This is a genomic window from Williamsia sp. Leaf354, assembly GCF_001424365.1.
Classification (GTDB): domain Bacteria; phylum Actinomycetota; class Actinomycetes; order Mycobacteriales; family Mycobacteriaceae; genus Williamsia_A.
Map to the genome: position 1 here is coordinate 429,903 of NZ_LMPL01000003.1, position 25,470 is coordinate 455,372.

Annotated in this window: 27 protein-coding genes; 12 read left to right on the forward strand and 15 right to left on the reverse strand. The window is 70.5% G+C overall.

The window, feature by feature from the left end; genetic code table 11:
• Positions 1 to 119 precede the first annotated feature (119 nt).
• A complete protein-coding gene (locus ASG12_RS13495) occupies positions 120 to 329 on the forward strand; it encodes a PspC domain-containing protein (protein ID WP_055790310.1) in 210 nt (69 codons plus the stop codon).
• Here ASG12_RS13495 and ASG12_RS13500 read toward each other — a convergent pair.
• Positions 313 to 945, reverse strand: a complete 633-nt coding sequence (locus tag ASG12_RS13500) for a maleylpyruvate isomerase family mycothiol-dependent enzyme (RefSeq protein WP_055790312.1) — start codon at positions 943 to 945, stop codon at positions 313 to 315. The genes ASG12_RS13495 and ASG12_RS13500 overlap by 17 nt on opposite strands.
• A 44-nt stretch (positions 946 to 989) precedes the next feature.
• Positions 990 to 2,018, reverse strand: a complete 1,029-nt coding sequence (locus ASG12_RS13505) for a 6-phosphofructokinase (protein WP_055790314.1) — start codon at positions 2,016 to 2,018, stop codon at positions 990 to 992.
• Between the two features lie 179 nt (positions 2,019 to 2,197).
• On the opposite strand from ASG12_RS13505, the gene ASG12_RS13510 reads away from it, so the two are divergent.
• On the forward strand, positions 2,198 to 3,082 hold the full coding sequence (locus ASG12_RS13510; RefSeq protein WP_055790317.1) for a hypothetical protein: 885 nt from the start codon (positions 2,198 to 2,200) through the stop codon (positions 3,080 to 3,082).
• Here ASG12_RS13510 and ASG12_RS13515 read toward each other — a convergent pair.
• Together ASG12_RS13515 and ASG12_RS13520 are read right to left on the reverse strand one after the other, a co-directional pair.
• Positions 3,043 to 3,705 carry a response regulator gene (locus tag ASG12_RS13515; protein ID WP_055790320.1) on the reverse strand — a complete coding sequence of 221 codons (663 nt, stop codon included), beginning with the start codon at positions 3,703 to 3,705 and terminating at the stop codon, positions 3,043 to 3,045. The genes ASG12_RS13510 and ASG12_RS13515 overlap by 40 nt on opposite strands.
• A 4-nt stretch (positions 3,706 to 3,709) precedes the next feature.
• Complete coding sequence (locus ASG12_RS13520) at positions 3,710 to 4,930, reverse strand: sensor histidine kinase (RefSeq protein ID WP_055790325.1); 1,221 nt, start codon at positions 4,928 to 4,930, stop codon at positions 3,710 to 3,712.
• A gap of 181 nt (positions 4,931 to 5,111) precedes the next feature.
• Here ASG12_RS13520 and ASG12_RS13525 point away from each other — a divergent pair, with 181 nt between their 5' ends.
• The 4 genes from ASG12_RS13525 (at position 5,112) to ASG12_RS13540 (ending at position 8,880) form a co-directional block, all read left to right on the forward strand.
• Positions 5,112 to 5,708 carry a hypothetical protein gene (locus ASG12_RS13525; RefSeq protein WP_055790328.1) on the forward strand — a complete coding sequence of 199 codons (597 nt, stop codon included), beginning with the start codon at positions 5,112 to 5,114 and terminating at the stop codon, positions 5,706 to 5,708.
• Positions 5,705 to 6,934 (forward strand): alpha/beta-hydrolase family protein, encoded by a 1,230-nt coding sequence (locus tag ASG12_RS13530; RefSeq protein WP_055790331.1) that lies wholly within the window; start codon positions 5,705 to 5,707, stop codon positions 6,932 to 6,934. The genes ASG12_RS13525 and ASG12_RS13530 overlap by 4 nt, the downstream gene beginning before the upstream one ends.
• A gap of 68 nt (positions 6,935 to 7,002) precedes the next feature.
• Positions 7,003 to 8,133, forward strand: coding sequence for an NAD(P)H-dependent amine dehydrogenase family protein (locus ASG12_RS13535; RefSeq protein WP_055790949.1), 1,131 nt, complete (start codon positions 7,003 to 7,005; stop codon positions 8,131 to 8,133).
• A gap of 12 nt (positions 8,134 to 8,145) precedes the next feature.
• A complete protein-coding gene (locus tag ASG12_RS13540; protein ID WP_055790334.1) occupies positions 8,146 to 8,880 on the forward strand; it encodes a glucose 1-dehydrogenase in 735 nt (244 codons plus the stop codon).
• A gap of 24 nt (positions 8,881 to 8,904) precedes the next feature.
• Here the strand turns inward: ASG12_RS13540 and gatA are convergent, their stop codons facing one another.
• The 3 genes from gatA to ASG12_RS13555 form a co-directional block, all read right to left on the reverse strand.
• Complete coding sequence (gene gatA / locus ASG12_RS13545) at positions 8,905 to 10,395, reverse strand: Asp-tRNA(Asn)/Glu-tRNA(Gln) amidotransferase subunit GatA (RefSeq protein ID WP_055790337.1); 1,491 nt, start codon at positions 10,393 to 10,395, stop codon at positions 8,905 to 8,907.
• Positions 10,392 to 10,691: an Asp-tRNA(Asn)/Glu-tRNA(Gln) amidotransferase subunit GatC gene (gene gatC / locus ASG12_RS13550; RefSeq protein ID WP_055790340.1), complete on the reverse strand. Its 300-nt coding sequence runs from the start codon at positions 10,689 to 10,691 to the stop codon at positions 10,392 to 10,394. Before gatC ends, gatA begins: the two co-directional genes overlap by 4 nt.
• A gap of 70 nt (positions 10,692 to 10,761) precedes the next feature.
• A complete protein-coding gene (locus tag ASG12_RS13555; protein WP_055790343.1) occupies positions 10,762 to 11,358 on the reverse strand; it encodes an antibiotic biosynthesis monooxygenase in 597 nt (198 codons plus the stop codon).
• A 38-nt stretch (positions 11,359 to 11,396) separates the two neighbouring features.
• On the opposite strand from ASG12_RS13555, the gene ASG12_RS13560 reads away from it, so the two are divergent.
• A complete protein-coding gene (locus ASG12_RS13560; RefSeq protein WP_045823390.1) occupies positions 11,397 to 11,750 on the forward strand; it encodes a YbjQ family protein in 354 nt (117 codons plus the stop codon).
• 42 nt (positions 11,751 to 11,792) lie between these two features.
• Positions 11,793 to 12,476 (forward strand): hypothetical protein, encoded by a 684-nt coding sequence (locus ASG12_RS13565; protein WP_055790346.1) that lies wholly within the window; start codon positions 11,793 to 11,795, stop codon positions 12,474 to 12,476.
• Here the strand turns inward: ASG12_RS13565 and ligA are convergent.
• Positions 12,473 to 14,560: an NAD-dependent DNA ligase LigA gene (gene ligA, locus ASG12_RS13570; RefSeq protein ID WP_443089097.1), complete on the reverse strand. Its 2,088-nt coding sequence runs from the start codon at positions 14,558 to 14,560 to the stop codon at positions 12,473 to 12,475. The genes ASG12_RS13565 and ligA overlap by 4 nt on opposite strands.
• Before the next feature lie 146 nt (positions 14,561 to 14,706).
• Here ligA and ASG12_RS13575 point away from each other — a divergent pair, with 146 nt between their 5' ends.
• Together ASG12_RS13575 and ASG12_RS21290 are read left to right on the forward strand one after the other, a co-directional pair.
• Positions 14,707 to 15,090 (forward strand): MmcQ/YjbR family DNA-binding protein, encoded by a 384-nt coding sequence (locus ASG12_RS13575; RefSeq protein WP_055790352.1) that lies wholly within the window; start codon positions 14,707 to 14,709, stop codon positions 15,088 to 15,090.
• A 36-nt stretch (positions 15,091 to 15,126) separates the two neighbouring features.
• Positions 15,127 to 15,735, forward strand: a complete 609-nt coding sequence (locus ASG12_RS21290) for a L,D-transpeptidase (protein ID WP_156378100.1) — start codon at positions 15,127 to 15,129, stop codon at positions 15,733 to 15,735.
• A gap of 25 nt (positions 15,736 to 15,760) precedes the next feature.
• On the opposite strand, the gene ASG12_RS13590 is transcribed toward ASG12_RS21290, so the two are convergent.
• From ASG12_RS13590 to ASG12_RS13620, 7 genes are all read right to left on the reverse strand, one after another.
• Positions 15,761 to 16,792 (reverse strand): vitamin-B12 independent methionine synthase, encoded by a 1,032-nt coding sequence (locus tag ASG12_RS13590; protein ID WP_235456825.1) that lies wholly within the window; start codon positions 16,790 to 16,792, stop codon positions 15,761 to 15,763.
• Positions 16,789 to 17,871 carry a tRNA 2-thiouridine(34) synthase MnmA gene (gene mnmA / locus ASG12_RS13595; RefSeq protein WP_055790361.1) on the reverse strand — a complete coding sequence of 361 codons (1,083 nt, stop codon included), beginning with the start codon at positions 17,869 to 17,871 and terminating at the stop codon, positions 16,789 to 16,791. Before mnmA ends, ASG12_RS13590 begins: the two co-directional genes overlap by 4 nt.
• Positions 17,871 to 19,076, reverse strand: coding sequence for a cysteine desulfurase family protein (locus tag ASG12_RS13600; RefSeq protein WP_055790362.1), 1,206 nt, complete (start codon positions 19,074 to 19,076; stop codon positions 17,871 to 17,873). Before ASG12_RS13600 ends, mnmA begins: the two co-directional genes overlap by 1 nt.
• Positions 19,077 to 19,178: 102 nt before the next feature.
• Entirely contained in the window at positions 19,179 to 20,102 is a 924-nt protein-coding gene (locus tag ASG12_RS13605) for a lysophospholipid acyltransferase family protein (RefSeq protein WP_055790365.1), read from the reverse strand.
• A gap of 14 nt (positions 20,103 to 20,116) precedes the next feature.
• Complete coding sequence (locus ASG12_RS13610; protein ID WP_082502019.1) at positions 20,117 to 20,947, reverse strand: GNAT family N-acetyltransferase; 831 nt, start codon at positions 20,945 to 20,947, stop codon at positions 20,117 to 20,119.
• A gap of 163 nt (positions 20,948 to 21,110) precedes the next feature.
• Entirely contained in the window at positions 21,111 to 22,067 is a 957-nt protein-coding gene (locus ASG12_RS13615; RefSeq protein ID WP_055790368.1) for an electron transfer flavoprotein subunit alpha/FixB family protein, read from the reverse strand.
• A 35-nt stretch (positions 22,068 to 22,102) separates the two neighbouring features.
• The gene (locus tag ASG12_RS13620; protein ID WP_055790373.1) at positions 22,103 to 22,888 is read right to left on the reverse strand and encodes an electron transfer flavoprotein subunit beta/FixA family protein; all 786 of its coding nucleotides are present in this window, start codon (positions 22,886 to 22,888) and stop codon (positions 22,103 to 22,105) included.
• 213 nt (positions 22,889 to 23,101) lie between these two features.
• Here ASG12_RS13620 and ASG12_RS13625 point away from each other — a divergent pair, with 213 nt between their 5' ends.
• Both ASG12_RS13625 and ASG12_RS13630 read left to right on the forward strand, forming a co-directional pair.
• On the forward strand, positions 23,102 to 23,920 hold the full coding sequence (locus ASG12_RS13625; RefSeq protein ID WP_055790376.1) for a class I SAM-dependent methyltransferase: 819 nt from the start codon (positions 23,102 to 23,104) through the stop codon (positions 23,918 to 23,920).
• Positions 23,917 to 25,443, forward strand: coding sequence for a 1,4-alpha-glucan branching protein domain-containing protein (locus tag ASG12_RS13630; RefSeq protein ID WP_055790379.1), 1,527 nt, complete (start codon positions 23,917 to 23,919; stop codon positions 25,441 to 25,443). Before ASG12_RS13625 ends, ASG12_RS13630 begins: the two co-directional genes overlap by 4 nt.
• The last annotated feature ends 27 nt before the right edge of the window (positions 25,444 to 25,470 follow it).

Genomic DNA, 25,470 nt, shown 5'->3' on the forward strand with positions numbered 1-25,470 from the left:
GGCGGCGATCCCCGGGTCGAAGCCGGGGTGAACCCCGATGCCGCGCGGCCGGTACATCCCTACCGTCGAGGGTCCGGGGTCGGCGAACCACGCCGGCCCCCTGCATCCGAGGGAGAGCCATGAGCTTCCACGCACCCGTACCGTCCGCCCCGCGCCGCCTGCGGCGGTCGAGAACCCACTCGTGGTTCGGTGGAGTGTGCGGCGGCATCGCCGAACGTTTCGGCATGAGTGCGGGACTCGTGCGACTGCTGTTCGTGCTGTCGATCGTGCTGCCCGGTCCGCAGGTGCTGGTCTACCTCGCGCTGTGGATCGTCATCCCGCGGGGCTGATGCGGACGACGCCGTCGCCGGAGAGGTCGGCGAGCGCGACACGACGCCCTGCGCGCGCCAGCAACACGGCCTCCGCCGGACCCCGGACCTCGGGCGCGCCGGGACGGCCCGAACGCCAGTCGAGATCGGTGGCGACCCACGCCACGTCGGCCCGGGTGGCCCCGAACGCGAAAGCGCCACGGGTGGAGAGGAAATCGAGCGCCACCCGTAGTCGTGCGGGGTCGAACGCGCGGTCCAGACCGAGGGGCCTGCGGATGTCCTGACCGTGGACGAGCAGGTCGGTCAGCGGCGCCTGCGGTCCGCCGAACGGTGGCGTGAAACGGCTCTGCGCGTGCGCGCGCAGCAGCGACGGCAGCTCGTCGCGATGGTCGTCGGCGACCTGCCGCGACGAGATCACGTTGGCCCGGGCCAGGTTCCCGCGGGCACGCACCACGGTGCGCGCAATGGTCATCGGCCCGGTGATCAGCGGCATCACCAGGTGCCCGGCGACGTCCCGCACGGTCCATTCCGAACACAGGGACCGCGTCGCCCACTGAGCGTTGACGAGACCGTCGAGCACGTCGGCGAGTTCCCGTCGCTCGGCGGCGATCGCGGCGAACATGTCGTCGCGGTTCATCGGTCCTCCTCCCGGGGTCGTGCGGCCGCGTCGGCGCGGTCGGCTCAGCCGAAGATGACGCGGATCTCCTGGTATTGGTCCTGCGGCACGGTCTTGTGGTTGGCCAATGCCTCGCCGAAGTCGACCCGCACGATGCGTGTCCCGCGCAGGGCGACCATGTGGCCCCAGTTCTTGTCGGCGATGAGGTCGGTCACCGCCATCCCCAGTCGCGTGGCCAACACGCGGTCGAATCCTGTCGGTGACCCGCCGCGCTGGATGTGACCGAGCACGGTCGCGCGGGTCTCGATGCCGGTGCGGTCCTCGATCAGCGGCGCCAACACCTCGGCGATACCGCCGAGGCGGGGCCGGTTGAACCCGTCGAGTCCCTTGGTGGAGTGGGCCACGTCCATGTCCGGGAGACGGAACCCCTCGGCGACCACCACCATCGGCGAGCGTCCGCGGTTCTTCACGCTGGTCACCCAGGCGCAGATCTGGTCGAGGCTCTCGGGCTGTTCGGGGATCAGGATGGCGTGGGCGCCGCCGGCGATCCCGGAATAGAGCGCGATCCACCCGGCGTGACGACCCATCACCTCGAGCACCATGCAGCGCTTGTGGGAGTTGCCGGTGGTGCGCAGGCGGTCGATGGACTCGGTGGCGATCTCGACGGCGGTGTCGAAGCCGAAGGTGTAGTCGGTGGCGTCGAGGTCGTTGTCGATCGTCTTCGGTACGCCGACGATGTTGACCCCGTCCTCGTACAGGCGCTTGGAGGCCGATGCGGTGCCCTCACCGCCGATCGCGATCACCCCGTCGATGCCGAGATCGGCCAGCACGCCCTTGACGACGTCGGCGCCGCCGTGGTCGGCGTACGGGCCGACGCGGCTCGTCCCCAGGATGGTCCCGCCCTCACGCGACAGACCGCGGACCGAACTGCGATCGAGCGGCATGGTGTCGCCCTCGATCAACCCTCGCCACCCGTCACGGAAACCGACGAACTCCTGCCCGTACACGGTCTCGCCCTTGAGGACGGCGCCGCGGATGACGGCGTTCAGGCCGGGGCAGTCACCGCCGGAGGTGAGGATGCCGAACTTGCTCACGTGTGGGTGTCCCTTCAGCGCGCATCGGTGCGGCGGACCGTGTGGTCCGCTCCGGCACCTGCGTGCACTGACAATCTAGGGAATCGACGGCGGCGGCGCGCGACGGCCGACGCGCGGGCGATGTACACCCGGCGGTTTCGATACCGGTGGGTTTCGATACCACCGGTAGAGTCGGTCCGATGACCACCGGCCGACTCGACACCCTGCGGGCGTGGTTCGGCCGTCTGCTGGTGTCATCGGTGATCATCGCGGCCGGCGTGGTCATCGCATCCCTGTCGACGACGTCGTCGGCACCCATGATGACCACGGCGCTCACCGCACCGACCACCCTCTCGGCCCCCGACGTCGATTCCGCACGCCTCGGCGCGAACACCCCGACCGGCGCCGCGGTGGCCGCACTGACCGGTCCCCGCCCGGCCGATGCGATCGCCCTGATCCCGGCCGGCTTCGCCGAGGAGATGGGATACCGACCGGTGCTCATCGACGGCGTGCCGGCCAACCCCGACGGCGGTTGTTCGTCACCCATCGCGATGCCGATGTCGTTCGACGCACCGTGCAAGACCCATGACCTCGGCTACGACCTGCTGCGCTACGGCGCGCTCACGGGCAGCCCGCTGGGCCCCTGGGCCCGGGAGTCCCTCGACGGTCAGCTCTCGACCCGGATGCACGCGAGCTGTGTCGACGACGGCTGTCAGACCGCGGCCGATCTCGCCGACGCCGGCGTCGGGGCCAACTCCCGCCGGCAGGGCGACGGCGTGCCCGTGACCGAGACCGACTCGCAGATCGTCACCTCGACGCTGCGGATGATCTGGGCACCGGTGTCACACGCCGCCGGCGTGCTCGGCACCGCGCCCGGCCGCGCGACCGCTGCCGCGCTCCTCGCCGTGGTGGCCCTCCATCTCCGACGCCGGTCGCGCCCGCTCGCGCTCGGGCCCTGGTCGCCTCGGTGGTCCTGGTTCGCGGTGCGGCCCAGGCCGGCGGTCTTCTCGGCGATCACCCGTCGGCGCGTGCCCGCCCGTGACGGTCAGCGCACGCCGTTCTCGAAAGCGAAGACCACCGCCTGAGCCCGGTCGCGGAGGGACAGTTTCGCCAGCAGGTTGCTCACGTGCGTCTTCACGGTCTGCTCGGCGACGAACAGGTCGGCCGCGATCTCGGCGTTGGACTTCCCCTCGGCGAGACACTCGAGCACCTCACGCTCCCGACCGGTCAGCGACCGCAACGCCACCGACGGCCCCGACGTGGTCGACGGTGTGCGCCGCCGACCGGTGACCTCGGCGATGAGACGGCGCGTGATCGACGGTGCGAGCAACGCGTCTCCGGCGGCCACCACGCGCACCGCACGGATCAGTTCCTCGGCCGGCGCGTCTTTGAGCATGAACCCCGAGGCACCGATCCGCAGCGCCTCGTAGACGTAGTCGTCGATGTCGAAGGTGGTCAGCATCAACACCTTCGGGCCGTCGCCGCCGCCGTCGGCCAACACGATGCGGGCCGCGGCGAGACCGTCCATCTCGGGCATCCGGACGTCCATGAGGACGACGTCGGGACGTGTGCGTCGGATACCCGCCACGGCGGCGACCCCGTCGGCGGCGTCGCCGAGCACCGAGATGTCGGGCTGCGCGGACAACAGGGCCCCGAACCCCTGCCGCACCATCGCCTGATCGTCGGCGATGAAGACGGTGATCGGCACGCGATCAGCCCGCCGTGATCGCGGCAAGGGGCGGTCGCGACGGCAACACGGCGGCCACGCGGAACCCGCCGTGGCCGTCGGGCGCGGCATCGACCGAACCGCCGACCGCGTGGGCCCGCTCGACCATGCCGGGGATGCCGTGGCCACCGGCCGGATGGGTGTCGGAGGGGGCCGTCTCTCCGGGCCCGTTGCGCACGGTCACGCTGACCACCGTCGCCGACACGTCGACGGCCACCGACACCGGGGCCGACGGGGCGTGTCGGGCGGCGTTGGCGAGCCCCTCCTGCACGATCCGGTAGGCGACGACGCCGACGGTCTCGGGCACGGGGGCATCGCGACCGGTCAGCGTGTAGTCGACGGCCACCCCCGCGCCGCGCGTGGCGGCGACGAGACGGTCGATGTCGGCGACACCCGGCGTCGGGGCCTGCGGTGCCGCGTCGTCGTCGACACGGAGCACCCCGAGCATCTGGCGCACCTCGTCGAGCGCCTCACGGGCCATCCCCGCGATCGACTGGAACTCGGCGTCGACGGTCTCGGTGACCCCGTCGACGCGGTACCGGGCGGTCTGCGCGGCGACGACCACCACCGACATCCGATGCGCAACGACGTCATGCAGATCCCGTGCGATGCGAGCGCGTTCGGCCAACACCGCGCTGCGGGAGGCCGCGACATCCTTCAGCTCGGTCTCCTGCGCCAGCTGGCGGCGGGAGCGGATGAGCACGCGCACCAGGACGCAGATGACGAACAACACGGTGACCCCGGCGATCCACCCCGCACGAGCATCGACGGGCGCGCCGAGGAGCGTGATCAGACACGTGGCGGCCCACGCGATCGGCGTGAACCGGATCGGTCCGCGCAGGAACGTCGCGGTGGTCAGCACCAGGATCTCGATGACGTGGACGACCTGGATGTGCCATTCCCATCCGTTCACCGGTTCGAACGCCAGACCGATCACCACCGCCGAGATCACCGAGACACCCAATGCCGGTGCAGGTCTCGCCCACGCCAGCATGATCGGCAGCGACGCGAAGGCCGCGACGACGGGAAGCAGGACGGTCAGCACGTGGTGTGTGACCGACAGCGTCGGCCATGCGACGGAGAACATGATCAGTGCGGTGACGGTGAGCACGACGTTGATCGGGCGGGCGAGGAACGCGACCACCGCGGGATCCGATGCCAGGGGCACCCGTCGCAGCACGGCCACCACGGACTGTCGTCGTGTCATGTGGACTCCTTCATCGTGACCAGGCTAGGTCCCGACCACGGTCGACGTCCTCATACCCGCGAGGGACTTCTCCGGTGCCCCGCAGGTATGACACGGCGGCCGGACACCCACCGGAGCACCGGCGACGAATGGCGCCACAGGGTGATGTGGTGGGGCGCACCGCGTTCCTACGGTGACGCCCATGACCACCGTGAGACGTCGAATCCTCCTGCCCCTGATCACCTTCGGACTCCTGCTGTGCCTGCTGATGGTGGCTGCGCAGGCCGGACTGTGGGGGTCGCGTGACGCGGCGACGCGATGGACCCCGCCACCGGCCGATCTCCTGACCCCGGCCGGAGCCGCGGTGTCGGCCCTCACCGGACCCGACCCGATGGGTGCCCTCACCGCGTTGGGTCCCGATCCGCGCGCGGCCCTGGGGTACACGCCGGTGATCATCGACGGTTCGCCCGCGGCCGGCGGCGGTGGGTGTTCGTCGCCGATCCCACTCCCCCGACGGTTCGAACCACTGTGCAAGATCCACGATCTCGGCTACGACCTCCTGCGGTGGGGTGCGCGTACCGGGCACCCGCTGGGGACATGGGCACGACATCGCATCGACCACGACCTCATCGAGGGCATGCATCGGGTGTGCGACGACCCGATCTGCACGGCCGCAGCGGATCTCGTCGACATCGGGGTCTCGGGCAACACCTGGCGCCAGCGCGGGCGGGATCCCGTGGGCGGCGAGGACCTCGGCGACATCGGGGTCTCGATCGCGGTCGCGGTGGCGCGACGATGACGGCCGGCTTCCGCAGGCCCCGACGCGCCGGGATCCTCGGCGCCGCGATCGGCGCGGTGGTGGCCTCGGCACCGGGATCCCTTCCGCGGGATCCGCTCGTCCACGCCGCGACCCTCGGGATCACCATGACGGTCGGATTCCTGGCGGGGTCCGCGATCGGCCGTCTCGCCCGCCTGATCGGTGTGGGGCGAGGCGCGAGAGTGGGGCGTCTGTCGGCCACCGCGGCGGCGGTCGTCGTGGCAGCGTCGATGTCGATCTCCGTGTGGTGGCAGAACGTGCTCCGTGGCGCGATGGGGATGCCGGAGATCGGGACGGGCTGGGCCGCACCGTCGGTGGCGGTGGTCGCGATCGGCGTGGCGGCGCTCGTCGCACCGCGGCCCACCACGCTGCTGGCCTCGGTGGTCGTCCTGACGGGAATCGGTGTCGCACAGGCCGCGGCCGCACCGGTCGCACCGATCGCGTCGTCGATCGAGGGGGCGTCGACGACCGCGGATCGACTCGTGATCAGCGGACCGTTCGACGCCCGGCCGGTCGCCGAACGAGCCCGAGACCTCGTGGCGCGGTGGCGCGCCGCGGGCGGTGCGCGACGCGGCGCGGTCGTCGTGGCGGTACCCACCGGTTCGGGATGGGTCGACACCGACGCCGCCATCGGGTTCGAGACCCGCCTCCACGGGGACGTCACGACGATCGCCCTCCCCTACGACGACGCACCGAGTTGGCAGGCCTTCGTCGGCGGGGCGGCCGACGTGGCGCGCAGCTCGTCCGTCGCGACGCTGAACGCCCTCGCGGGCGACCTCGACGACCATCCGACGCACGCGCGGCCGCAGATCTACCTCTACGGCCAGAGCCTCGGTGCGATCGGCGCCGACGCGGCGCGCATCTGGGCGCGACACCACGGCGTCGCGGTCTGCGCCACCCTGCTCGCCGGTCCGCCCGCGCACACCGTCGCGCCCCGGGCCGACCGTCGGGTGGTCGTGGTCAACGCCAGCGATCCGGTGGGCCGGTGGTCGCCGTCGCTGCTGTGGCGACCCGCACCGCGGTGGCCCGGCCACGACGACCTCCCGCGACCGGTGTGGCTGCCGGTCGCGTCGTTCCTCCAGACGAGCGTCGACCTCCTCGGCGCGTTGTCGTTCCCGGCGGGCCACGGCCACCAGTACGGGCCGGAACAGTCCGCGAACGCACCGATCTGCGCCCCGAACCGGTCCGCCCACCCCGGCAGGGCTTGACCAATCAGTTGTCTGGACTAGTGTCTGATCTGTTGTTCACCCCCCCTGCGACCGAACAGGAGAAGCCGATGACCATCCGCGTCGCCCTCGTCGGGACGGGCAATGTCGGTCGGCTCGCACTGCGGCAACTCATCACCGACGAACGGTTCGACCTCGTCGCGGTGGGTGTGGTCACGCCCGAGAAGATCGGGCGCGACGCCGGTGACCTCGCCGGACTCGACATCACGACCGGCATCACGGCGACCCAGGGCCTCGACGGCGTCATCGCCGCCGGGCCCGACTGCGTCGTCCACTGCGCCATGGGCGACACCCGGATGGGCGAGGCGACGAAGGACTGCCTCCGCCTGCTGTCGGCGGGTGTCGACGTGGTGGGGTCGTCGCCGGTGTCGTTCCAGTACCCGTGGAAGACGATGCCGGACAAGCTGATCGACCGGATCGAGGAGACCGCCGTCGCACACGGTGTCAGCATGTTCGTCACCGGTGTCGACCCCGGCTTCGCGACCGATCTGCTGCCCATCGCGCTGGCCGGCACCTGCCAGGAGATCCGCCAGATCCGCTGCATGGAGATCGCCGACTACGCCACCTACGACGGCGCAGAGGTGATCTACGACGTGATGGGGTTCGGCTCCCCCGTCGACGACCCGCCGCTGTTCCTGCAACCCGGCGTCTTGAGCCTCGCGTGGGGATCGGCGATCCGTCAGTTGGCCGACGCGCTCGGCATCACGCTCGACGAGATCGTCGACCACAACGAGCGCGAACCGGCACCGGAGGACTTCACCATCGCCGCCGGACCGATCGCACAGGGCACCACCGCGGCCATCCGGTTCGAGATCCGCGGGATGGTCGACGGCCACCCGGTTATCGTGGTCGAGCACGTCACGCGGTTGCGGCCCGATCTGCGACCCGATTGGGCGCAGTCGGCGCAAACCGGTGGTTCCTATCGGGTGGAGATCACCGGGGAGCCGTCCTATGTCGTCGACATCTGCCCGACCAGCGTGCACGGTGACCACAACCACGCCGCCATCGTCGCCGCGGCCGGGCGCATCGTGAACGCGATCCCCGCGGTCGTCGACGCACCGCCGGGGCTGCGCACCACGCTCGACCTCCCGCTGGTGAACAGCCGTGGCGTGTACCGCCCCGACCCCCGGGATCTCTCGACCACCACGACCGAGCACCACATCAGCCACACCGGACAGTGAGGAACACACACCATGGGACGTGTTGACGGCAAGGTCGTCGTGATCAGCGGTGGCGCACGGGGAATGGGCGCGGCCGATGCCGCCGCGCTGGTCGCCGAGGGCGCCTCGGTCGTGATCGGCGACATCCTCGACGACGAGGGCCACGCGGTCGCCGCCGATCTCGGTGACGCGGCCACCTATGTCCATCTCGACGTCACCAGTCCCACCGACTGGGCCGCGGCCGTCGAGACCGCGGTCGGTACCTACGGCTCGTTGACCGGATTGGTGAACAACGCCGGTATCGCCAACGGCTCGACCCTGCAGGGCTTCCGCCTCGACAAGTGGCAGCAGATCGTCGACGTCAACCTCACCGGCACGTTCCTGGGGATGCAGGCCGCGGCCGACGCACTGATCGCCTCACAGAACGGTTCGATCGTCAACATCTCGTCGATCGAGGGGATGCGCGGCACCCCGTGGGCCCACGGCTACGTCGCCACCAAGTGGGCCGTTCGCGGACTGACGAAATCCGTTGCCGCCGAACTCGCCCCACATGTACGGGTCAACTCGATCCATCCCGGACTGATCCGCACGCCGATGACCGAGGGCATCCCCGACGACATGCTCACCATCCCCCTCGGGCGACCGGCCCGTCCCGAGGAGATCGCGTCGTTCGTCCTGTTCCTGATCTCCGACGAGTCGTCCTACGCCACCGGATCGGAGTTCGTCGTCGACGGCGGTGTCATCAACAACATCCCGCACAAGTTCTGACCGGACGCCCCGGCGCCGTCGGGTTCAGGCGATGTCGCCGCGCGCCGCCTCGTAGGCGGCGCCCACGCGGTACAGGCGGTCGTCGGCCTGCGACGGCGCCATGATCTGCAGCCCCACCGGCAGCCCGTCGTCAGCCGACAGCCCCGACGGCACGCTCATCGCGCAGTTGCCTGCGAGGTTCACCGGCAGCGTGCACAGGTCGAACAGGTACATCGCGAGCGGGTCGTCGACCTTCTCGCCGATGTTGAACGCGGTCTGCGGCGTGGTCGGCGAGATCAGCACGTCGACCGATGCGAAGGCGGTCGCGAAATCGCGGGCGATGAGCGTGCGCACCTTCAACGCCTGCCCGTAGTACTGGTCGTAGTACCCGGCCGACAGGGCATACGTGCCGATCATGATGCGGCGCTTGACCTCCGGGCCGAAACCCTGCGCACGTGTCAACGCCATGACCTCGTCGGCGGAGTGGGTGCCGTCGTCGCCCACGCGCAGGCCGTACCGCATGGCGTCGAAGCGCGCGAGATTCGAGCTGACCTCGGACGGCAGGATCAGGTAGTACGCACCGAGGGCGTAGCCGAAGTGCGGGCACGAGACCTCGACGATCTCGGCGCCGCGCTCACGCAGTGCGTCGACGGCCGCGGTGAACGAGGCGAGCACGCCGGGCTGATAGCCGTCGCCCTGCAGTTCGGTGACGATGCCGACGCGGACCCCGGCGAGGTCGCCCTGCGCACCGGCCCGTGCCGCACCCACGACATCGGGGACGGGGGCGTCGATCGAGGTCGAGTCACGCGGATCGTGTCCGGCGATCACCTCGTGGAGCAGTGCGGTGTCGAGAACCGTTCGCGCACAGGGGCCGCCCTGATCGAGCGACGACGCACAGGCGATCAGTCCGTAGCGCGACACCGTGCCGTAGGTGGGCTTCACACCGACGGTCGCGGTGACCGCGGCGGGCTGGCGCACCGATCCGCCCGTGTCGGTGCCGATGGCCAGCGGCGCCTGGAACGACGCGAGCGCCGCGGCGCTGCCACCGCCCGAGCCGCCGGGGATCTTCGAGGTGTCCCACGGGTTGCGGGTCAGCTGGTAGGCCGAGTTCTCGGTGGAACTGCCCATCGCGAACTCGTCCATGTTGGTCTTGCCGAGAATCGGGATACCGGCCTCGCGGAGCCTGCGGGTGACCGTGGCGTCGTACGGCGGGATCCACCCCTCGAGGATCTTCGACCCGGCGGTGGTCGGCGCATCGGTGGTGGTGAACACGTCCTTCAAGGCCAGCGGGACGCCGGCCAGCGACGATGCCGGGGCGTCGCCGGCGGCGATCGACGCGTCGACGGCCTCCGCCGCGGCGAGAGCGGCGTCGGACGTCACGTGCAGGAAGGCGCCGAGGTCACCGTCGATCTCGGCGATCTGATCGAGGTGGGCACGGGTGACCTCCACAGACGACAGTTCGCGGGAGTGGATCTTGTCGGCGAGGTCGGCCGCGGTGAGCCCGGTGATGGGTCCGGCGGGACGGATCGCGGTCACTGGTCCTCACCCAGGATCTGCGGGACGGCGAAGCGGTCCTGTTCGACCGACGGGGCGCCGGACAGCGCCTCCTCGGGCGAGAGACCGGGTACCACGACATCGGGGCGGAGCACGTTGGACAGACCCGCGGGGTGTGCGGTGGTCTCGACACCGGAGACCTCGACCTCGGAGATCTGCGCGACGTGGCTCAGGATCGAATCGATCTGGCCCGCATACTGATCGAGTTCGGAGTCGGACAGGGTCAGGCGCGACAACCGCGCCAGGTGGGCGACCTCGTCCCGGGAGATGGCAGACACCGATGGATCCCTTCGACGTGCGACGAAACGCCACGACCCACGGTCGCAGCCCGCTCAAGACTAGTGGCCGCTACAACCAACGCCGGAGACGGGCGGTGATCCACGGCAACACCAGGTAGACCATGAGCGGGGTGTTGATGACGGTCGCGATGAGGGTCTTGGCGGCCAGCGGGACCCCGTCGAGGTGGGCGATGACCCCGAAGTTGATCGCCAGGCTCAGCGGGAAGAACCCGAGCCAGATGGTGATCGCCTGCTTCCAGCGCGGCGGCGGCCCGCCGACCACCCGCACCGCGTGGGTCAATGTCGACTGCGGTTCGAACCATCCCTCGACCCCCGAGAGTCGATGGACCACACGCTCGACCGCGACACCCTCACCGCGCGAGAGCCAGGCACGCCGGATCGGGGACGCCATCCAGTCCTCGAGGTCGCTCTCGCTCGCGAACCGGAACAGCACGTAGTACTCGCACGGATCCGACGGCGACCGCAGCCACCCTCCCCCGAGGAATCCGGGGAAGGTGCGCACCAGGGCGATGCCCGCATCGGTCCAGGCGAGGAAATCGTGTTCGCGTCCCGGTTCGATCCGCCGCGCCACCGACGTCGTGACGTGCGTGGTCCCGACACCCGTGGTCCCGGGGTCGGGCGCGGACTCCTCGTGCACCGATGACATGGCCCCATCGTCGCACCGAAACGACCTACCATCTCTCCATGATCATCGTCACCAGCAACGAGATCCCGGGCTACCGCATCGGCTTCACCTTCGGTGAGGTGTTCGGACTCACCGTGAGGTCACGCAACATCGGCTCGAACATCGGTGCCGGTTTCAAGGCGATGGCGGGCGGTGAACTCAAGGGCGTCACCCAGCTTTTGCACGACTGCCGCCAGGAGGCGTTGTCGCGCCTGGCCGCCGAGGCGCAGCAGAAGGGCGCCAACGCCGTCGTCGCGTTCCGCTTCGAGACCACGGAGTTCGGCGGCACCGGTATCGAGGTCTGCGCCTACGGCACCGCCGTGGGCATCGAGCCTCTCGATCCGGCGCAACCGGGTCGCGTCCCGACCGCCTGAGCGGCCCCTCGCGTCCAGCGGGGCCGCGACCGCGGTGTGACAATGTCGGACGTGTCGTATCTGTTGCGGGTCTACCTGGCCGACCGACCGGGAAGCCTCGGCCTCCTCGCGGTGTCGCTGGGATCGGTCGGCGCCGACATCCTCTCCCTCGACGTCGTCGAACGCGGTGAGGGCTACGCGGTCGACGACATCGTCGTCGAGGTCCCCCGCGGATCGCTGCCCGACACCCTGATCACCGCCGCGGAGAACGTCGACGGGGTCCGCGTGGACTCCATCCGCCCCTACACCGGGGTCCTCGAGACCCACCGCGAGCTCGAACTGGTCGACGAGATCGCCTCGGCCGACGGACCACGCCGCCTGCAGGTCCTCGTCGACAACGCCCCGCGCGTGCTGCGGGTGTCGTGGAGCACGGTCATCACCACCGGCGGCGACGGTGTCATCCAGCTGTTCGCCAGTTCGAGCGCACCCGAGACCCGGCTGACCCGGGTCGATTTCCTGCCGATCGGCGCGGCCACCCAGCTCGATCCCGACGCCGCGTGGGTGCCCCAGTCGTGGCGCGACTCCGACACCCGCATGGCCGCCGCACCGGTCGGGGTGGCCGCCGACGGGGTCGCGACCAAGGCACTGCTGCTCGGGCGATCGGGCGGACCCGATTTCCGCCCGTCGGAGATCGCGCGGATCGGCTATCTGTGCCGGATCGTCACGACCGTGCTGGCCCTGTCCTAGTCGTCGGCCGCGTCCGTCTCGGCCTCGGTCTCCGCGTCGGATTCGGGTTCGGGAGCCGGGGGTGGTCCGTCACGCAGCAGCGCGGTGAAACCGTCCTCGTCGAGGATCGGTACCCCGAGTTGTTCGGCCTTCTCGGCCTTGGTGCCCGGCGACTCACCGACGACCACGTAGCTGGTCTTCTTCGACACCGATCCCGACGCCTTGCCGCCGCGCACGAGGATCGCCTCCTTCGCGCCGTCGCGGGAGTAGTTCTCGAGGGAACCGGTGACCACGATGCTCAGTCCGGTCAGGGTGCGTGGCGTGGACTCGTCGCGTTCGTCGGCCATCCGGACGCCCGCACCGCGCCACTTAGTGACGACCTCACGGTGCCAGTCGACGGCGAACCAGTCGACGATGCTTTGGGCCAACGTCTTCGCCAGGCCGCCGGTCTGCGCGAGCTGGTCGACGTCCGCGTCCGCGATCGCCTCGAGGGTGCCGAACTCGGTGGCCAGTGCGCGTGCAGCCGACGGTCCGATGTGCCGGATGGACAAGGCGACCAACACGCGCCACAGTGGCGCCTTCTTGGCCTTCTCGAGATTGGACAGCAGGGCTCTGCCGTTGGCGGACAACTCGCCGTCGTTGGTGACGTACAGACCAACCTTCGCGAGGTCGTCAGCGGTGAGCGAGAACAGATCACCTTCATTCGCCATGACCGGCGAGGAAGAAAGTGCGGTGGCTCCTTCGTAGCCGAGCGCCTCGATGTCGAACGCACCGCGGCCGGCAACATGAAACAACCGCTCTCGGAGCTGCGCCGGACAGAACTGCGAGTTGGGACAGCGGATGTCGGCGTCGCCCTCTTTCTCGTGTCGCAGTTCGGTGCCGCATTCGGGACACCGGGTGGGCATCTCGAATTCCCGCTCGCTCCCGTCACGCAGATCGACCACCGGGCCGAGCACCTCGGGGATCACGTCGCCGGCCTTGCGGATGGTGACGGTGTCACCGATCAGCACACCCTTGCGTTTGACCTCTGAAGCGTTGTGCAGGGTCGCGCGCGAGACGGTGGAACCCGCTACCAACACGGGTTCCATGAACGCGAACGGCGTGACCCTGCCTGTGCGCCCTACGTTGACCTTCACGTCCAGAAGCTTCGTGGTCGCCTCCTGCGGCGGGTACTTGTAGGCGATGGCCCAGCGGGGAGCGCGCGAGGTGGAGCCCAGCCGACGCTGCAGTGCGGTGGTGTCGACCTTGACGACGATGCCGTCGATCTCGTGCTCGACGTCGTGGCGGTGTTCGCCCCAGTAGGCGATCTTGTCCAAGATCTCCTGCGCGCCCGACAGCTTCGTGGTGTGGGCCGAGACCGGCAGACCCCACGCCCCCAGCGCGAGGTAGGCCTCGTGCAGCGACTCGGGCGCATACCCCTGCAACTTGCCGATGCCGTGACAGATCATCCCGAGGCGACGCCGCGCGGTGATCTGGGGGTTCTTCTGACGCAGCGATCCCGCGGCCGAGTTGCGGGGGTTGGCGAACGGGGGTTTGCCCTCGGCCACCAGGGAGGCGTTGAGCGCCTCGAAGTCCTCGACCCGGAAGAAGACCTCACCGCGCACCTCGATGATCTCCGGCGTCGGGTGGTCGTCGCTGGGGGTGAGCCGGTGGGGGATGTCGTCGATCGTCTTGGCGTTGAGGGTGACGTCTTCTCCGGTGCGACCGTCGCCGCGTGTGGTGCCGCGCACCAGGACGCCGTTCTCGTAGACCAACGCCAACGCGACGCCGTCGATCTTCAGCTCGCACAGGTAGTCGAGGCCGGTGCCGGCGTCGGCCTCGACGCGGTCGATCCAGGTGCGCATCTCGTCGGCGTCGAAGACGTTGTCCAGCGACAGCATCCGTTCGAGATGGTCGACGGCGGCGAACTCGGTGGCGAAGCCCCCGCCGACGAGCGCGGTGGGCGAGTCGGGCGTCGCGAGTTCGGGGTGGTCGGCCTCGAGTTGCTGCAACCGGCCCAGCAACGCGTCGAACTCGCCGTCGGTGATGACCGGGGAATCCTTGACGTAGTAGCGGAACTGGTGCTCGCGGACCTCCTCGGCCAACTCCGACCACTGCGTGCGCACGCCCGCATCGGCCGAGCCCCCGTCGGTCGAATCTGCGGTGCCCTGGGTGCTGTCGTCCACCTGCGTGAGATTAGTCGACGGCACCGACACCCCGAGTCCGCTCGACCGGGCGCGGGGGGCCGTGCGTCTGTGCGATCGTCGACCGCATGCCGCACCCGATCATGTTCGATGACGACGACCCGGTGCTGGGTCGCGTCCGCGACATCGCGAGGGCGTTCCCGGAATCGACCGAGGTGATCGCGCACGGCCGGCCGACGTTCCGCTGCGGTCGGGTGTTCTGCCACTACGGCGGGTCGATCCGGGGCGGCGAGCGCAGGGAACAGTCGATCCTGTTCCACCCCGATCCGGCCGAGGCCGACGCGTTGCGGGCCGATCCGCGGGTGTTCGTCCCCACCTACCTCGGTCCGGCCGGGTGGCTGGGCCTCGATCTGTCGGGAGGTCCGGACTGGGACGAGGTGGGCGAGCTGATCGACACGAGCTACCGCCGCATCGCCCCCGCGCGACTCGTGCGACAGCTCGACCAGCGCTGACATCGCCGGGCCGCCCCTTGTGCCATCCTGGTGGCCATGCCCCTTCGCCTGCGAAACGACCTCACGGGGTGGTCGCGCGACTACTGGTGGGCGTTGATCGTGGTGCCGCTGGCATTGATCGTGTCGGGTGTCCTGGTCGCAGGATCCTTCTCCACGTCACCGTCGCCCCGCGCGGTGACCGCCGCCGTCACCTCGGCGGCACCGACGAGCGCGGCTCCGAGAACCTCCTCGATCGACGCGGCCGACAATGCGGTGTGCCGGAACGCCGCCGGGGGCAAGTCGATCGTCGTGAGCATCTCCGAGCAGCGGATGCGGATGTGCGACACGTCATCGCTGGTCGAGGCGTCCTACATCACCACCGGGATCGACAACCGCACCGACCGCACCCCGACCGGGACGTGGGAGATCGTCGCCGAGGAGACCGACCGCTACCTCGTCGGCACCGACTATCGGGTGTTCGTCCATTACTGGATGCCGTTCTTCGGCGATTTCGGGTTCCACGACTCGCCGTGGCAGAACTTCGACTACGGCAGTCCGCGCTACCGCACCAACGGCTCACGCGGATGTGTGCACGTCCCGGGCGCGACGATGGCGTCGCTGTACAAGTGGGCCGGCGTGGGGACCACGGTCACCATCCGCGCCTGAACCGCGCCTGCCCGCGACGGGGTTGCTACTGCTGGGGCAGGGCCTCGGCGACGGCGGTGGCCATCGTCAGCGCGGCGCGTGCCCAGTCGGTGTCGGCGCCGGCCAGCCCACAGGTCGGGGTGATGATCATCTGCTCGGTGAACACGTCGTGGGAGATGCCGATGGTGTCGACGAGAGCGGTCACCGCGTCGACCACGTGCTCGACGTGACGTTCGGGTGTGGGCCGGGTGCTCGGCACGGCGCCCAGCGCCACCACGGTGCCGCGGTCGATCAGCTCGCCGAAGCCGTCGAGGTCGGCCGTGGATCCGCGGCGGACGCCGATCGAGTCGATGTCGAGCGAGACCCCCCAGAGCCGCGTCTGGGCGGCGACCTGCCACGGGAACCGGCGCCCGCAGTGGTGCAGGATCACCGGGCCCCCGACGACGTCGACGAGGGTGTCGAGATGTTCGGCGACCGTCGCCGCCGGTACCGGGTCGATGACGTCGAGGCGCGACAGCGGAGTGATGCTGCCCTCGATGACGCGGTCGATGAGGGGTTCGTCGACCTGGACGATCACGTCCGCCCCGAGCCGGCGGCGCAGTTCCGCGGCGTGGTTCGCCGCGCCTTCGGCGATGGAGCCGACGAGATCGGTCCACGCCCCGCGGTCGTGTAACGCCTTGTGCCCGTTGGCCATCTCCACCGACGCGGCGAGGGTGAACGGGCCGCAGATCTGCACCTTCACCCATGGTCGGTCGCCCTGGAGACCGCGGGTCTCCCAGATCTCCTCGAACGCGTCGAGGTCGGCGGCGAGCATGTCGCGGGCGCGGCGGGCCATCATCGATGTCCCGGTCGCGAGGCGGTATCCCGACGCGCTGGTGTCCATCGGGATCCCGACGAGCAGGGCGGCACAGCGACCGATCATGTCCGCGCCGATGCCGCGGTCGGGTAGCTCGGGTAGCGCCACGAGTTCGACCTCACCGGCCACCACCTCGGCCGCGGTGCGGGGATCGCGCCCGGGCATCGAACCGACGCCGGTGGCCACACCGGTGGGGGGACCGGACCGGTCGGCGGCGCTCACGCGCGCACGATGCGGCCGCAGCCGATGACCTCGTCGCCGCGCGCGGCGTCGGGCCGGTAGAGCACCGCGGCCTGGCCGCGCGCGACACCGGTCAGCGGTTCACCGAGTTCGACGGTGAATGCCGTGCCGTCGGCGGACGGGCGCACTCTGGCGGGGGCCAGCCCGCCGTGTGCGCGCACCTGCACGACGCAGTCGATGTCCTCGTCGGGGACGGTGCCCGTGGTCCACACCGCGCGTTCGGCGTCGATGGACCACACGTCGAGACGATCGCGGGGACCGACGGTGACCGTGGCGGTCGCGGAATCGATGGCCGTGACGTAGCGCGGGGAGCCGTCGGCGGCGGGGGCGTCGATCCCGAGTCCCTTGCGCTGACCGATGGTGAATCCGTGCACGCCGTCGTGGTCGGCCAGCGACTCGCCGGTGACGGCGTCGACGACCTTGCCCGTCCGGATCCCGATCCGCGCCCCGAGGAACGCGCGGGTGTCGCCCGAGGGGATGAAGCAGATGTCGTGGGAGTCGGGCTTGTCGGCGACGGCGAGGCCGCGGCGTGCCGCCTCGGCCCGGATCTCGCTCTTGGGGGTGTCCCCGATCGGGAACATCGCGTGCGCGAGCTGTCGCGCCGTCAGCACCGCGAGCACGTACGACTGGTCCTTGTCCTCGTCGACCGCGCGACGCAACTCGCCGTCGACGAGGCGCGCGTAGTGCCCGGTGGCGACGGCGTCGAAACCGAGTGCCTCGGCGCGTTCGGACAGCGCCGAGAACTTGATCTTCTCGTTGCACGTCAGGCACGGGTTGGGGGTGTCGCCCGCGGCGTAGGCGCCGACGAACTCGTCGATCACGTCTTCTTTGAACCGGTCGGCGAAATCCCAGACGTAGAACGGGATGCCGAGGATGTCGGCGACGCGGCGGGCGTCGCCGGCGTCCTCCTTCGAGCAGCAGCCGCGGCTGCCCGTGCGCAGTGTGCCCGGCGCGGTCGACAGCGCCAGGTGGACCCCGACGACGTCGTGGCCGGCGTCGACCGCGCGTGCGGCGGCCACGGCCGAGTCGACACCGCCGCTCATGGCGGCCAGGACGCGCATCAGTACTCCCCCGCCGAGACGCTGGCCATGCCGGCGGTGCGCGCGCGGTCGACGACCTCGTCGATGACCGCGGCGACGCGGTCGACGTCGGCGGTGGTCGTCGACGGCGAGAGCGAGAAACGGAGGCTGCTGCGGGCGTCCGCGGTCGACATCCCCATCGCCAACAGGACGTGGCTGGCGCGCGCGACGCCCGCGGTGCACGCCGAGCCGGTCGAGCACTCGATGCCGTGGGCGTCGAGCAGCATCAGCAGCGAGTCACCCTCGCAGCCGCGGAAGGCGACATGGGCGTTGCCGGGCAACCTGCGGTCACCGAGCGGACCGTTGACGATGCAGCCCTCGGTGCCCGACAGCGCGTCGAGCAGCCGGTCGCGGAGCGCGGCGACCCGCACCATCGAGGAGTCGAGCCCGGCGACGGACACCCGCAACGCGGTGGCCATGCCGACCGCGGCGGCGGCGTCGGGGGTTCCCGAGCGGATGTCGCGCTCGTGGCCGCCACCGTGGAGCAGGGGTACGCACTCGACGTCGCGTCGCAGCACGAGGGCGCCGGCGCCGTGCGGGCCGCCGAACTTGTGCGCCGCGATGCTCATGGCGGCCAGGCCCGCGGCGGTGAAGTCGACCGGGATGTGACCGACGGCCTGGATCGCGTCGGAGTGCATGGGGACGCCGAACTCGGCGGCGACCGCGGCGAGGTCGGCGACGGGTTCGATGGTGCCCACCTCGTTGTTCGCCCACATCACCGACACCAGCGCGGTGTCGTGGGGATGGGCGGCGAGTTCCGCGCGCAGGGCGGCCGGCGACACGGTCCCGTCGGCGTCGACGGGCAGGAGCACGAGGTCGGCGTCGCCGCGGTCGGCGAGCCACTGGGCGGGGTCGATCACCGCGTGGTGTTCGACCGCGGAGATCACGATGCGGCGCCGACGGGCGTCGGCGCGACGACGGGCCCAGAAGATGCCCTTGATGCCGAGGTTGTCGCTCTCGGTGCCGCCGGCGGTGAAGATGACCTCCGACGGTCGCGCCCCGACCGACGCGGCGACGGATTCGCGCGCCTCCTCCAGGTGGCGCCGGGCGCGGCGGCCCGATCCGTGCAGCGACGAGGCATTGCCGGGGTCGGCCATGATCCGCGTCATCGCCTCGACGGCCTCGGGCAGCATGGCTGTCGAGGCGGCGTTGTCGAGGTAGACGGGGGCGTCACCGGATGTGGGCATGGTCGTCCAAGGATAACGGTGCGCAGGCCCCGAACATTTCGGCCGTCGGTGTGCCGCGGGCCACGGGCGGCCCGCGGCGCTCACCGGGTCATCCGGCAGGGGTCATCCGGCGAGGGTCAGCGCGTGCACCCGATCGAGGTCGGCGGCAGCGGGCGGCAACGACACCGGTCCGAACACGAGGCGTTCGCAGCGCCCCGCCAGCTCGCGGCGGTCGGTGCCGGGGAACTGCAGTTCGTGCAGGCGTACGCAGACGGTGAGATCGCGGGTGGTGAGGATGCGCCGCACCGTGTCGAGGAGGTCGTCGTCACCGATGAACGCCGGGATCGTCGAGATGTCGACTCCACCGGCGCGGAATCCGACGTGCATCGGCAGGACCGACGCGCCGGTGTCCACGGCCGACTGGAACAGCGCGGGTCGGAATCGTCCGCCCGACCGACCGCACCACGTGGTGCCCTCGGGGAAGACACCCACCGCGTCGTCGGCGTGGAGCCCGGCGACCATCTGTTCGAGCACGGTGGGCAACTGCCGCAACGACTCCCGGTGGATGCCGATCACGCCGAGCCGTCGCGCCAACCCGCCGATCACCGGCCATCCCTGCAGTTCGGACTTCGCGACGAAGCGGGCCGGGACGACCGTCGCGATGGCGACGATGTCGAGGAACGAGGTGTGGTTGGCGACGACGAGCCCGGCTCCGCGGCCGGCGAACGGCCGTCGATCGTCGATCTCGACCCCGATGCCCAGTGCCCCCAGCAGCGAGTGTGCGGCCACCCGGATGAACCGGCGTCGCAGCGGACGCGGGAGCAGCTGCACCATCGCGCCGACGGGCACGAGCCAGCCGACGGTGGCCGCCACCGCGGCGATGCGCAGTGCGACGGCGCCCCGACCGCGTGTGGTGGGCGCGGCGGTGATGCAGCCCGCGCCGCAGGGGCTCGAGGGGAACCAGGCGTGCCGGGCGGGGGCGGGGTCTGTCGCCTCGATCGGGGTGAACTCGTCGCGGGTGATCCGGTGGTGCGTGACGTCTGTCATGACTGCCTCTCTGCTCACGCCTGCGCGGCGTCGGCGGCCGACCGCAGTCGGTCGAGATATCGGGTGTTGGCCCGCGTGGTGTCGAGCACGGTGACGAAGTCGGCGACCCCGAAGTCGGGGTCGTGCGACGGTTCGCCGCAGATCTGCGCCCCGATGCGCAGATACCCCGACAGCAGCGGTGGTGTGGGGGTGCCGACCGCGGGGGCGATGTCGACGAGCGCACGGCCGTCGATCACGACCGGCCGCAGCGGGTGGACCTCCCACGGTGCGCGGTGGCGGGCGTTGACGAGGTCGCGGACCGCGCGGACGACCGAGCCCGGCGCGGTGCCGTCACCGGGGTCGACCGGTACCGAGGTGCACCCGACGACGAAGCGGTAGCCGGCGAGGTCGAGGTAGCGGAGGATGCCCGACCACATGAGCGACATCACCGCGCCCGAGCGGTGTTCGGGTGCCACACACGCCCGACCCATCTCGACGGTCTCGGCGGCGATCGGCTCGAGCGCGCGCAGGTCGAACTCGGTGGCGGTGTAGAGCCCGCCCGCGGCGATGGCGCCGGGCGGCGGCAGCATCCGGTAGCACCCGACGACCTCGTCGCTGGGCAGGTGTCGCACGACGACGTGGTCGCAGTGCTCGTCGAAGCGGTCGCGGTCGCGTCCGTCGACCGCGTGGTCCATGGAGCCACCGAAGCCCGGCTCGGTCGAGAACACGGCGTGGCGCAGACGCTGGGCGGCCTCGACATCGGCGGGTGCCGACGAGACCGACAGCGCGTAGCGCGACCCGGCGAGCAGGGGCTGCGCCGTCCCGCGGAGCGGTCGCCGCAGCGTGGAGATCGGTGAATTGCCCATGGCCACAGGTCTAGTTGCCGAACCGGACACGGCAGCACCGGTCGAGTGTCGTGTCGATGGAGACCCGATGAACTCCCCCGGCCAGGGTGAATGGGGCCTGACATGCATGTGACCCCCGGCCGAGGCCGGGGGTCACATGGTGGAGACGGTGATGATCAGGTCATCACTTGCGCTTGTTGACCGCCTCGGTCAGCTGCGGCGCGACGTCGAACAGGTCGCCCACGATGCCGTAGTCGGCGATCTCGAAGATGGGTGCCTCTTCGTCCTTGTTGACCGCGACGATGGTCTTCGAGGTCTGCATGCCGGCGCGGTGCTGGATGGCACCGGAGATGCCGAGTGCCACGTAGAGCTGCGGCGACACGGTCTTGCCGGTCTGACCGACCTGGAACTGGCCCGGGTAGTAGCCGGAGTCGACGGCGGCGCGCGAGGCACCGACGGCGGCACCGAGCGAATCGGCGAGGTCCTCGACGACCGAGAACTTCTCGGCGCTGCCGACGCCACGGCCACCGGAGACGACGATCGACGCCTCGGTCAGCTCGGGGCGGTCGCCACCGACGATGGGCTCGACCTTGGTGATCTTGACGGCGTTCGCGGCCGGGGCGGGAACCTCGACGTCGACGCGCTCTCCGGCGCCGGCCTGCGGTGCGGCCTCGACGCCACCGGGGCGGATCGAGTAGATCGGGATGTCGCCCTTGGGCTGCGCCTCGACGGTGAACGCGCCACCGAAGATGGAGTGGACGCCGGTCTTGTCGTCCTTGATCTCGACGACGTCATAGAGGATGCCCGAGCCGAGGCGCACCGCGAGACGGCCCGAGATCTCCTTGCCGTCGGCGTTGGCCGCGACGATGATGCCGGCCGGCGAGGCCTGCTCGGCGACGGCGGCGAGGATGTCGACCTTGGGGCTGATCAGGTAGCCCTCGACGTCGTCGGACTCGGCGACGTAGACCTTCTCCGCGCCGGCCTCCTTGAGGCCGTCGATGACGGCGTCGGCGGTCCCGGGCTTGCCCGCGACGACGACCGACGGGCTACCCAGCGAACGCGCCGCGGTGATGAGCTCGGAGGTGACCTTCTTGAGTGCACCCTCGGCGTCCAGCTCGGCGAGTACCAGTACTTCTGCCATGTTCTTACGCTCCTGTGTGTGTCGGGTGTCGGGGGTCAGATGATCTTCTGGCCGACGAGGTACTCGGCGACCTTGGTGCCACCGTCGCCTTCGTCGGTGACCCGCTCACCCGCGGTCTTCGGCGGCTTGGGGACCGACGACGTGACCGTCGAACCCGCGTTGTCGAGGCCCACGTCGGTGGACTCGACGCCGATCTCGGCCAGGCTCACGACCTGGACTTCCTTCTTCTTCGCGGCCATGATCCCCTTGAACGAGGGGAAGCGCGGCTCGTTGATCTTCTCGTTCACGCTGACGATCGCGGGCAGCGACGACTGCACGTGGGTGATGCCCTCGTCGGTCTCGCGCTCACCGGTGAGAGTGTCGCCCTCGACGGTCAGCTTGCGCAGGTGCGTCAGGTGCGGGAGCTCGAGGTACTCGGCGATCATCGACGGCACCGCGCCGCCGCGGCCGTCGGTCGCCTCGTTGCCGGCGATGACCAGCTCGACACCCTCGACGGTGCCCAGGGCACGCGCGAGGACGTAGGCCGTCTGGACGGCGTCGGAGCCGTGCATCTGGTCGTCCTTGATGTGGATGGCCTTGTCGGCACCCATCGACAACGCCTTGCGGATGGCGTCGGTGGTCCGCTCGGGACCGGCGGACAGGATGGTGACCTCGCCACCGCTGGACTCCTTGATCTGGAGCGCCTCCTCGACGGCGCGCTCGTTGATCTCGTCGAGCACCGCGTCGGCGGCCTCGCGGTCCAGCGTGTAGTCGCCATCGGACAACTTGCGCTCGGACCAGGTGTCCGGAACCTGCTTGATCAAAACGACGATGTTCGTCATGGTCCTCATCGACCTCCAGCTCGGAAATTCGTGAACTCACCGTAAACTTACTGCCCGGTAAGGTAAAGCGCTCCCTTCCACTGTATCCCCATATCCGGCCCTGTAGGACACCGCGTAGTAGCAGGTCGGGCGGCGGTCGGAGACATCGCTCACACCACCGGCGACAGGGACACTCGCAACGTCGACGAGACCGATGCCATTAGGCTCCCCCGAATGACGAACGCCCCGACGACGAACACCAGCGAGGACGTCGGCGCTGCTGCCCGGACCGCGGCCGCGCCGCCGTCTGCTGCCCAGACCATGGTGCTGACCGGCGAGCGCACCGCCCCCGGCATCGCCGAGGAGAACTACTGGTTCCGCCGCCACGAGATCGCCTACGCCCACGTCCTCGACGCGTGCACCGGGGCCACGGTGCTCGAGGCGGGCTCGGGTGAGGGGTACGGCGCGGACATGCTCGCCGACGTCGCCGCCGAGGTCATCTGCGTCGACTACGACGCCAGCGCCGTCGATCACGCCCGCGCCCGCTACCCGCGCCTCGTCGTGCACCGCGGCAACCTCGTCGACCTGCCGCTGCCCGACGACTCCGTCGACACCGTCGTCAACTTCCAGGTGATCGAACACCTCTGGGATCAGCCGTTGTTCGTCCGCGAGTGCGCGCGCGTGCTGCGCCCGGGCGGCGCCCTGTTCATGAGCACCCCGAACCGCATCACCTTCTCCCCCGGGCGCGACACCCCGCTCAACCCGTTCCACACCCGCGAGCTCGACCCCACCGAACTCCGCGATCTGCTCACCGACAACGGTTTCGAGGTCACCTCGATGCTCGGTGTCCACCACGGACCTGCCCTGCGCGCGCTCGACAAGCGCTGGAACGGATCGTTCATCGACGCCCAGATCAACCGCGCGCTCGCCGGCGAACCGTGGCCGGTCGCGCTGACCGCCGACGTCGGCAGCATCCTCACCAGCGACTTCGAGATCCACCCGGACGACATCGAGGCCAGTCTGGATCTCCTCGCGGTCGCCGTCCTGCGGTGACGCCGCGTTCCGGCGCCGACGAGGTCCCCGGGCAGTTCACCCTCGTCGCCCATTCGCATCTGCCGTGGTTGGCGAACCACGGCCGATGGCCGGTGGGCGAGGAATGGCTCTACCAGTCGTGGGCCGGGTCGTATCAGCCGCTGTTCGCGGTGCTGCGCCGATTGGCCGCCGACGGGTTCACCGGTCAGCTGAGCCTCGGCGTCACCCCGGTGCTGGCCGCCGCGCTCGACGACCCCCACTGCCTGTCGGCGATGCACGAGTGGCTGGCGTCGTGGCAGTTGCGTGCCGCCGAGGCCGCGACCGCGGGCCCGGCGTCGGCGGAACTGGGCCGTCGTGAGTTCCGGGACGCCGGCGCCGCGCTGGCCGACTTCGAGACCCATTGGCGCCACGGCGGATCAGGTGGTCTGCGCGCCCTCGTCGACGCCGGCACCGTCGAGGTGCTGGGCGGTCCACTGGCGCACTCGTTCTCGCCGCTCCTCGATCCGCGGATGCGTCGCTTCACCCTGGCCGAGGGTCTCACCGACACCGCCGCCCGGATCGGCTCGACGCCGCAGGGGATCTGGGCTCCCGAGTGCGCCTTCGCGCCGGGTATGGATACCGAGTACGACGCCGCGGGCGTCTCCCACTTCATGGTCGACGGACCGGCCCTGCACGGCGACACCGCACTGGGTCGCCCCGTGGGCGGCTCCGACGTCGTCGCGTTCGGGCGGGATCTCGACATCAGCTACCGCGTGTGGTCGCCGCGGTCGGGATATCCCGGCCACGCCGCCTACCGCGACTTCCACACCTACGACCACGATTTCGGGCTCAAACCCGCCCGTGTCACCGGTCGCGGTGTCGCCGGGCCGGACAAGGCTCCCTACGACCCGGCGCGCGCACAGGTCGCGATCGCCACCCACGTCGAGGATTTCGCGCAGCGTGTCCGGGAACGGCTGATCGACGAGTCGGCACGCATCGGACGGCCCGCCCTCGTCGTCGCCGCCTTCGACACCGAACTGTTCGGACACTGGTGGCACGAGGGACCGCAGTGGCTCGAGGCGGTGCTGCGGCGGCTCCCCGAGATCGGTGTCCGCGTCGGCACCCTCGCCGACGCCCGCACGGGCGGATTCGTCGGCACCCCGGTCGATCTCGGTCCGTCGTCGTGGGGGTCGGGCAAGGACTGGCGCGTGTGGGACGGACCCGCGGTCACCGACCTCGTCGAGCTCAACCGCGACGTGGTCCGCACCGCGCTCGACACCGTCGACAAGCGACTCGACGCCTCCCGCGGCACCCGCGACCGGGTGTCCGACCAGATCTTGCGCGAGGCCCTGATGACGGTGGCGTCGGACTGGGCGTTCATGGTGTCGAAGGATTCCGCCGCCGGCTACGCGCGCGACCGCGCCCACAAGCACGCCCACGCGACCCGGGAGATCGCCCGCGCGGCGGCCACCGGGCGCGAACGGCTCGCCGCGCGCCTGGCGCAGGACTGGCACCGCGCCGACAACCTCTTCGGAGGTCTCGACGCCAGGCGGTTGACCCGATGACCGCAGCGCACACGAGCACGGGGTCGC

What these genes read in the sequence shown, in the direction of transcription:
- mnmA (WP_055790361.1), bottom strand. Translation starts at nt 17,871, where the DNA reads ATGCGCGTCCTGGCCGCCATGAGCGGCGGTGTCGACTCGGCCGTGGCC.
- ASG12_RS13495 (WP_055790310.1), top strand. Translation starts at nt 120, where the DNA reads ATGAGCTTCCACGCACCCGTACCGTCCGCCCCGCGCCGCCTGCGGCGG.
- ASG12_RS13555 (WP_055790343.1), bottom strand. Translation starts at nt 11,358, where the DNA reads ATGTCATCGGTGCACGAGGAGTCCGCGCCCGACCCCGGGACCACGGGT.
- ASG12_RS13525 (WP_055790328.1), top strand. Translation starts at nt 5,112, where the DNA reads ATGACCACCGTGAGACGTCGAATCCTCCTGCCCCTGATCACCTTCGGA.
- ASG12_RS21290 (WP_156378100.1), top strand. Translation starts at nt 15,127, where the DNA reads ATGCCCCTTCGCCTGCGAAACGACCTCACGGGGTGGTCGCGCGACTAC.
- ASG12_RS13600 (WP_055790362.1), bottom strand. Translation starts at nt 19,076, where the DNA reads ATGCCCACATCCGGTGACGCCCCCGTCTACCTCGACAACGCCGCCTCG.
- ASG12_RS13605 (WP_055790365.1), bottom strand. Translation starts at nt 20,102, where the DNA reads ATGACAGACGTCACGCACCACCGGATCACCCGCGACGAGTTCACCCCG.
- ASG12_RS13500 (WP_055790312.1), bottom strand. Translation starts at nt 945, where the DNA reads ATGAACCGCGACGACATGTTCGCCGCGATCGCCGCCGAGCGACGGGAA.
- ASG12_RS13565 (WP_055790346.1), top strand. Translation starts at nt 11,793, where the DNA reads ATGTCGGACGTGTCGTATCTGTTGCGGGTCTACCTGGCCGACCGACCG.
- ASG12_RS13575 (WP_055790352.1), top strand. Translation starts at nt 14,707, where the DNA reads ATGCCGCACCCGATCATGTTCGATGACGACGACCCGGTGCTGGGTCGC.
- ASG12_RS13510 (WP_055790317.1), top strand. Translation starts at nt 2,198, where the DNA reads ATGACCACCGGCCGACTCGACACCCTGCGGGCGTGGTTCGGCCGTCTG.
- ASG12_RS13540 (WP_055790334.1), top strand. Translation starts at nt 8,146, where the DNA reads ATGGGACGTGTTGACGGCAAGGTCGTCGTGATCAGCGGTGGCGCACGG.
- ASG12_RS13530 (WP_055790331.1), top strand. Translation starts at nt 5,705, where the DNA reads ATGACGGCCGGCTTCCGCAGGCCCCGACGCGCCGGGATCCTCGGCGCC.
- ASG12_RS13520 (WP_055790325.1), bottom strand. Translation starts at nt 4,930, where the DNA reads ATGACACGACGACAGTCCGTGGTGGCCGTGCTGCGACGGGTGCCCCTG.
- ASG12_RS13625 (WP_055790376.1), top strand. Translation starts at nt 23,102, where the DNA reads ATGACGAACGCCCCGACGACGAACACCAGCGAGGACGTCGGCGCTGCT.
- ASG12_RS13620 (WP_055790373.1), bottom strand. Translation starts at nt 22,888, where the DNA reads ATGACGAACATCGTCGTTTTGATCAAGCAGGTTCCGGACACCTGGTCC.
- ASG12_RS13535 (WP_055790949.1), top strand. Translation starts at nt 7,003, where the DNA reads ATGACCATCCGCGTCGCCCTCGTCGGGACGGGCAATGTCGGTCGGCTC.
- ASG12_RS13610 (WP_082502019.1), bottom strand. Translation starts at nt 20,947, where the DNA reads ATGGGCAATTCACCGATCTCCACGCTGCGGCGACCGCTCCGCGGGACG.
- ASG12_RS13615 (WP_055790368.1), bottom strand. Translation starts at nt 22,067, where the DNA reads ATGGCAGAAGTACTGGTACTCGCCGAGCTGGACGCCGAGGGTGCACTC.
- ASG12_RS13560 (WP_045823390.1), top strand. Translation starts at nt 11,397, where the DNA reads ATGATCATCGTCACCAGCAACGAGATCCCGGGCTACCGCATCGGCTTC.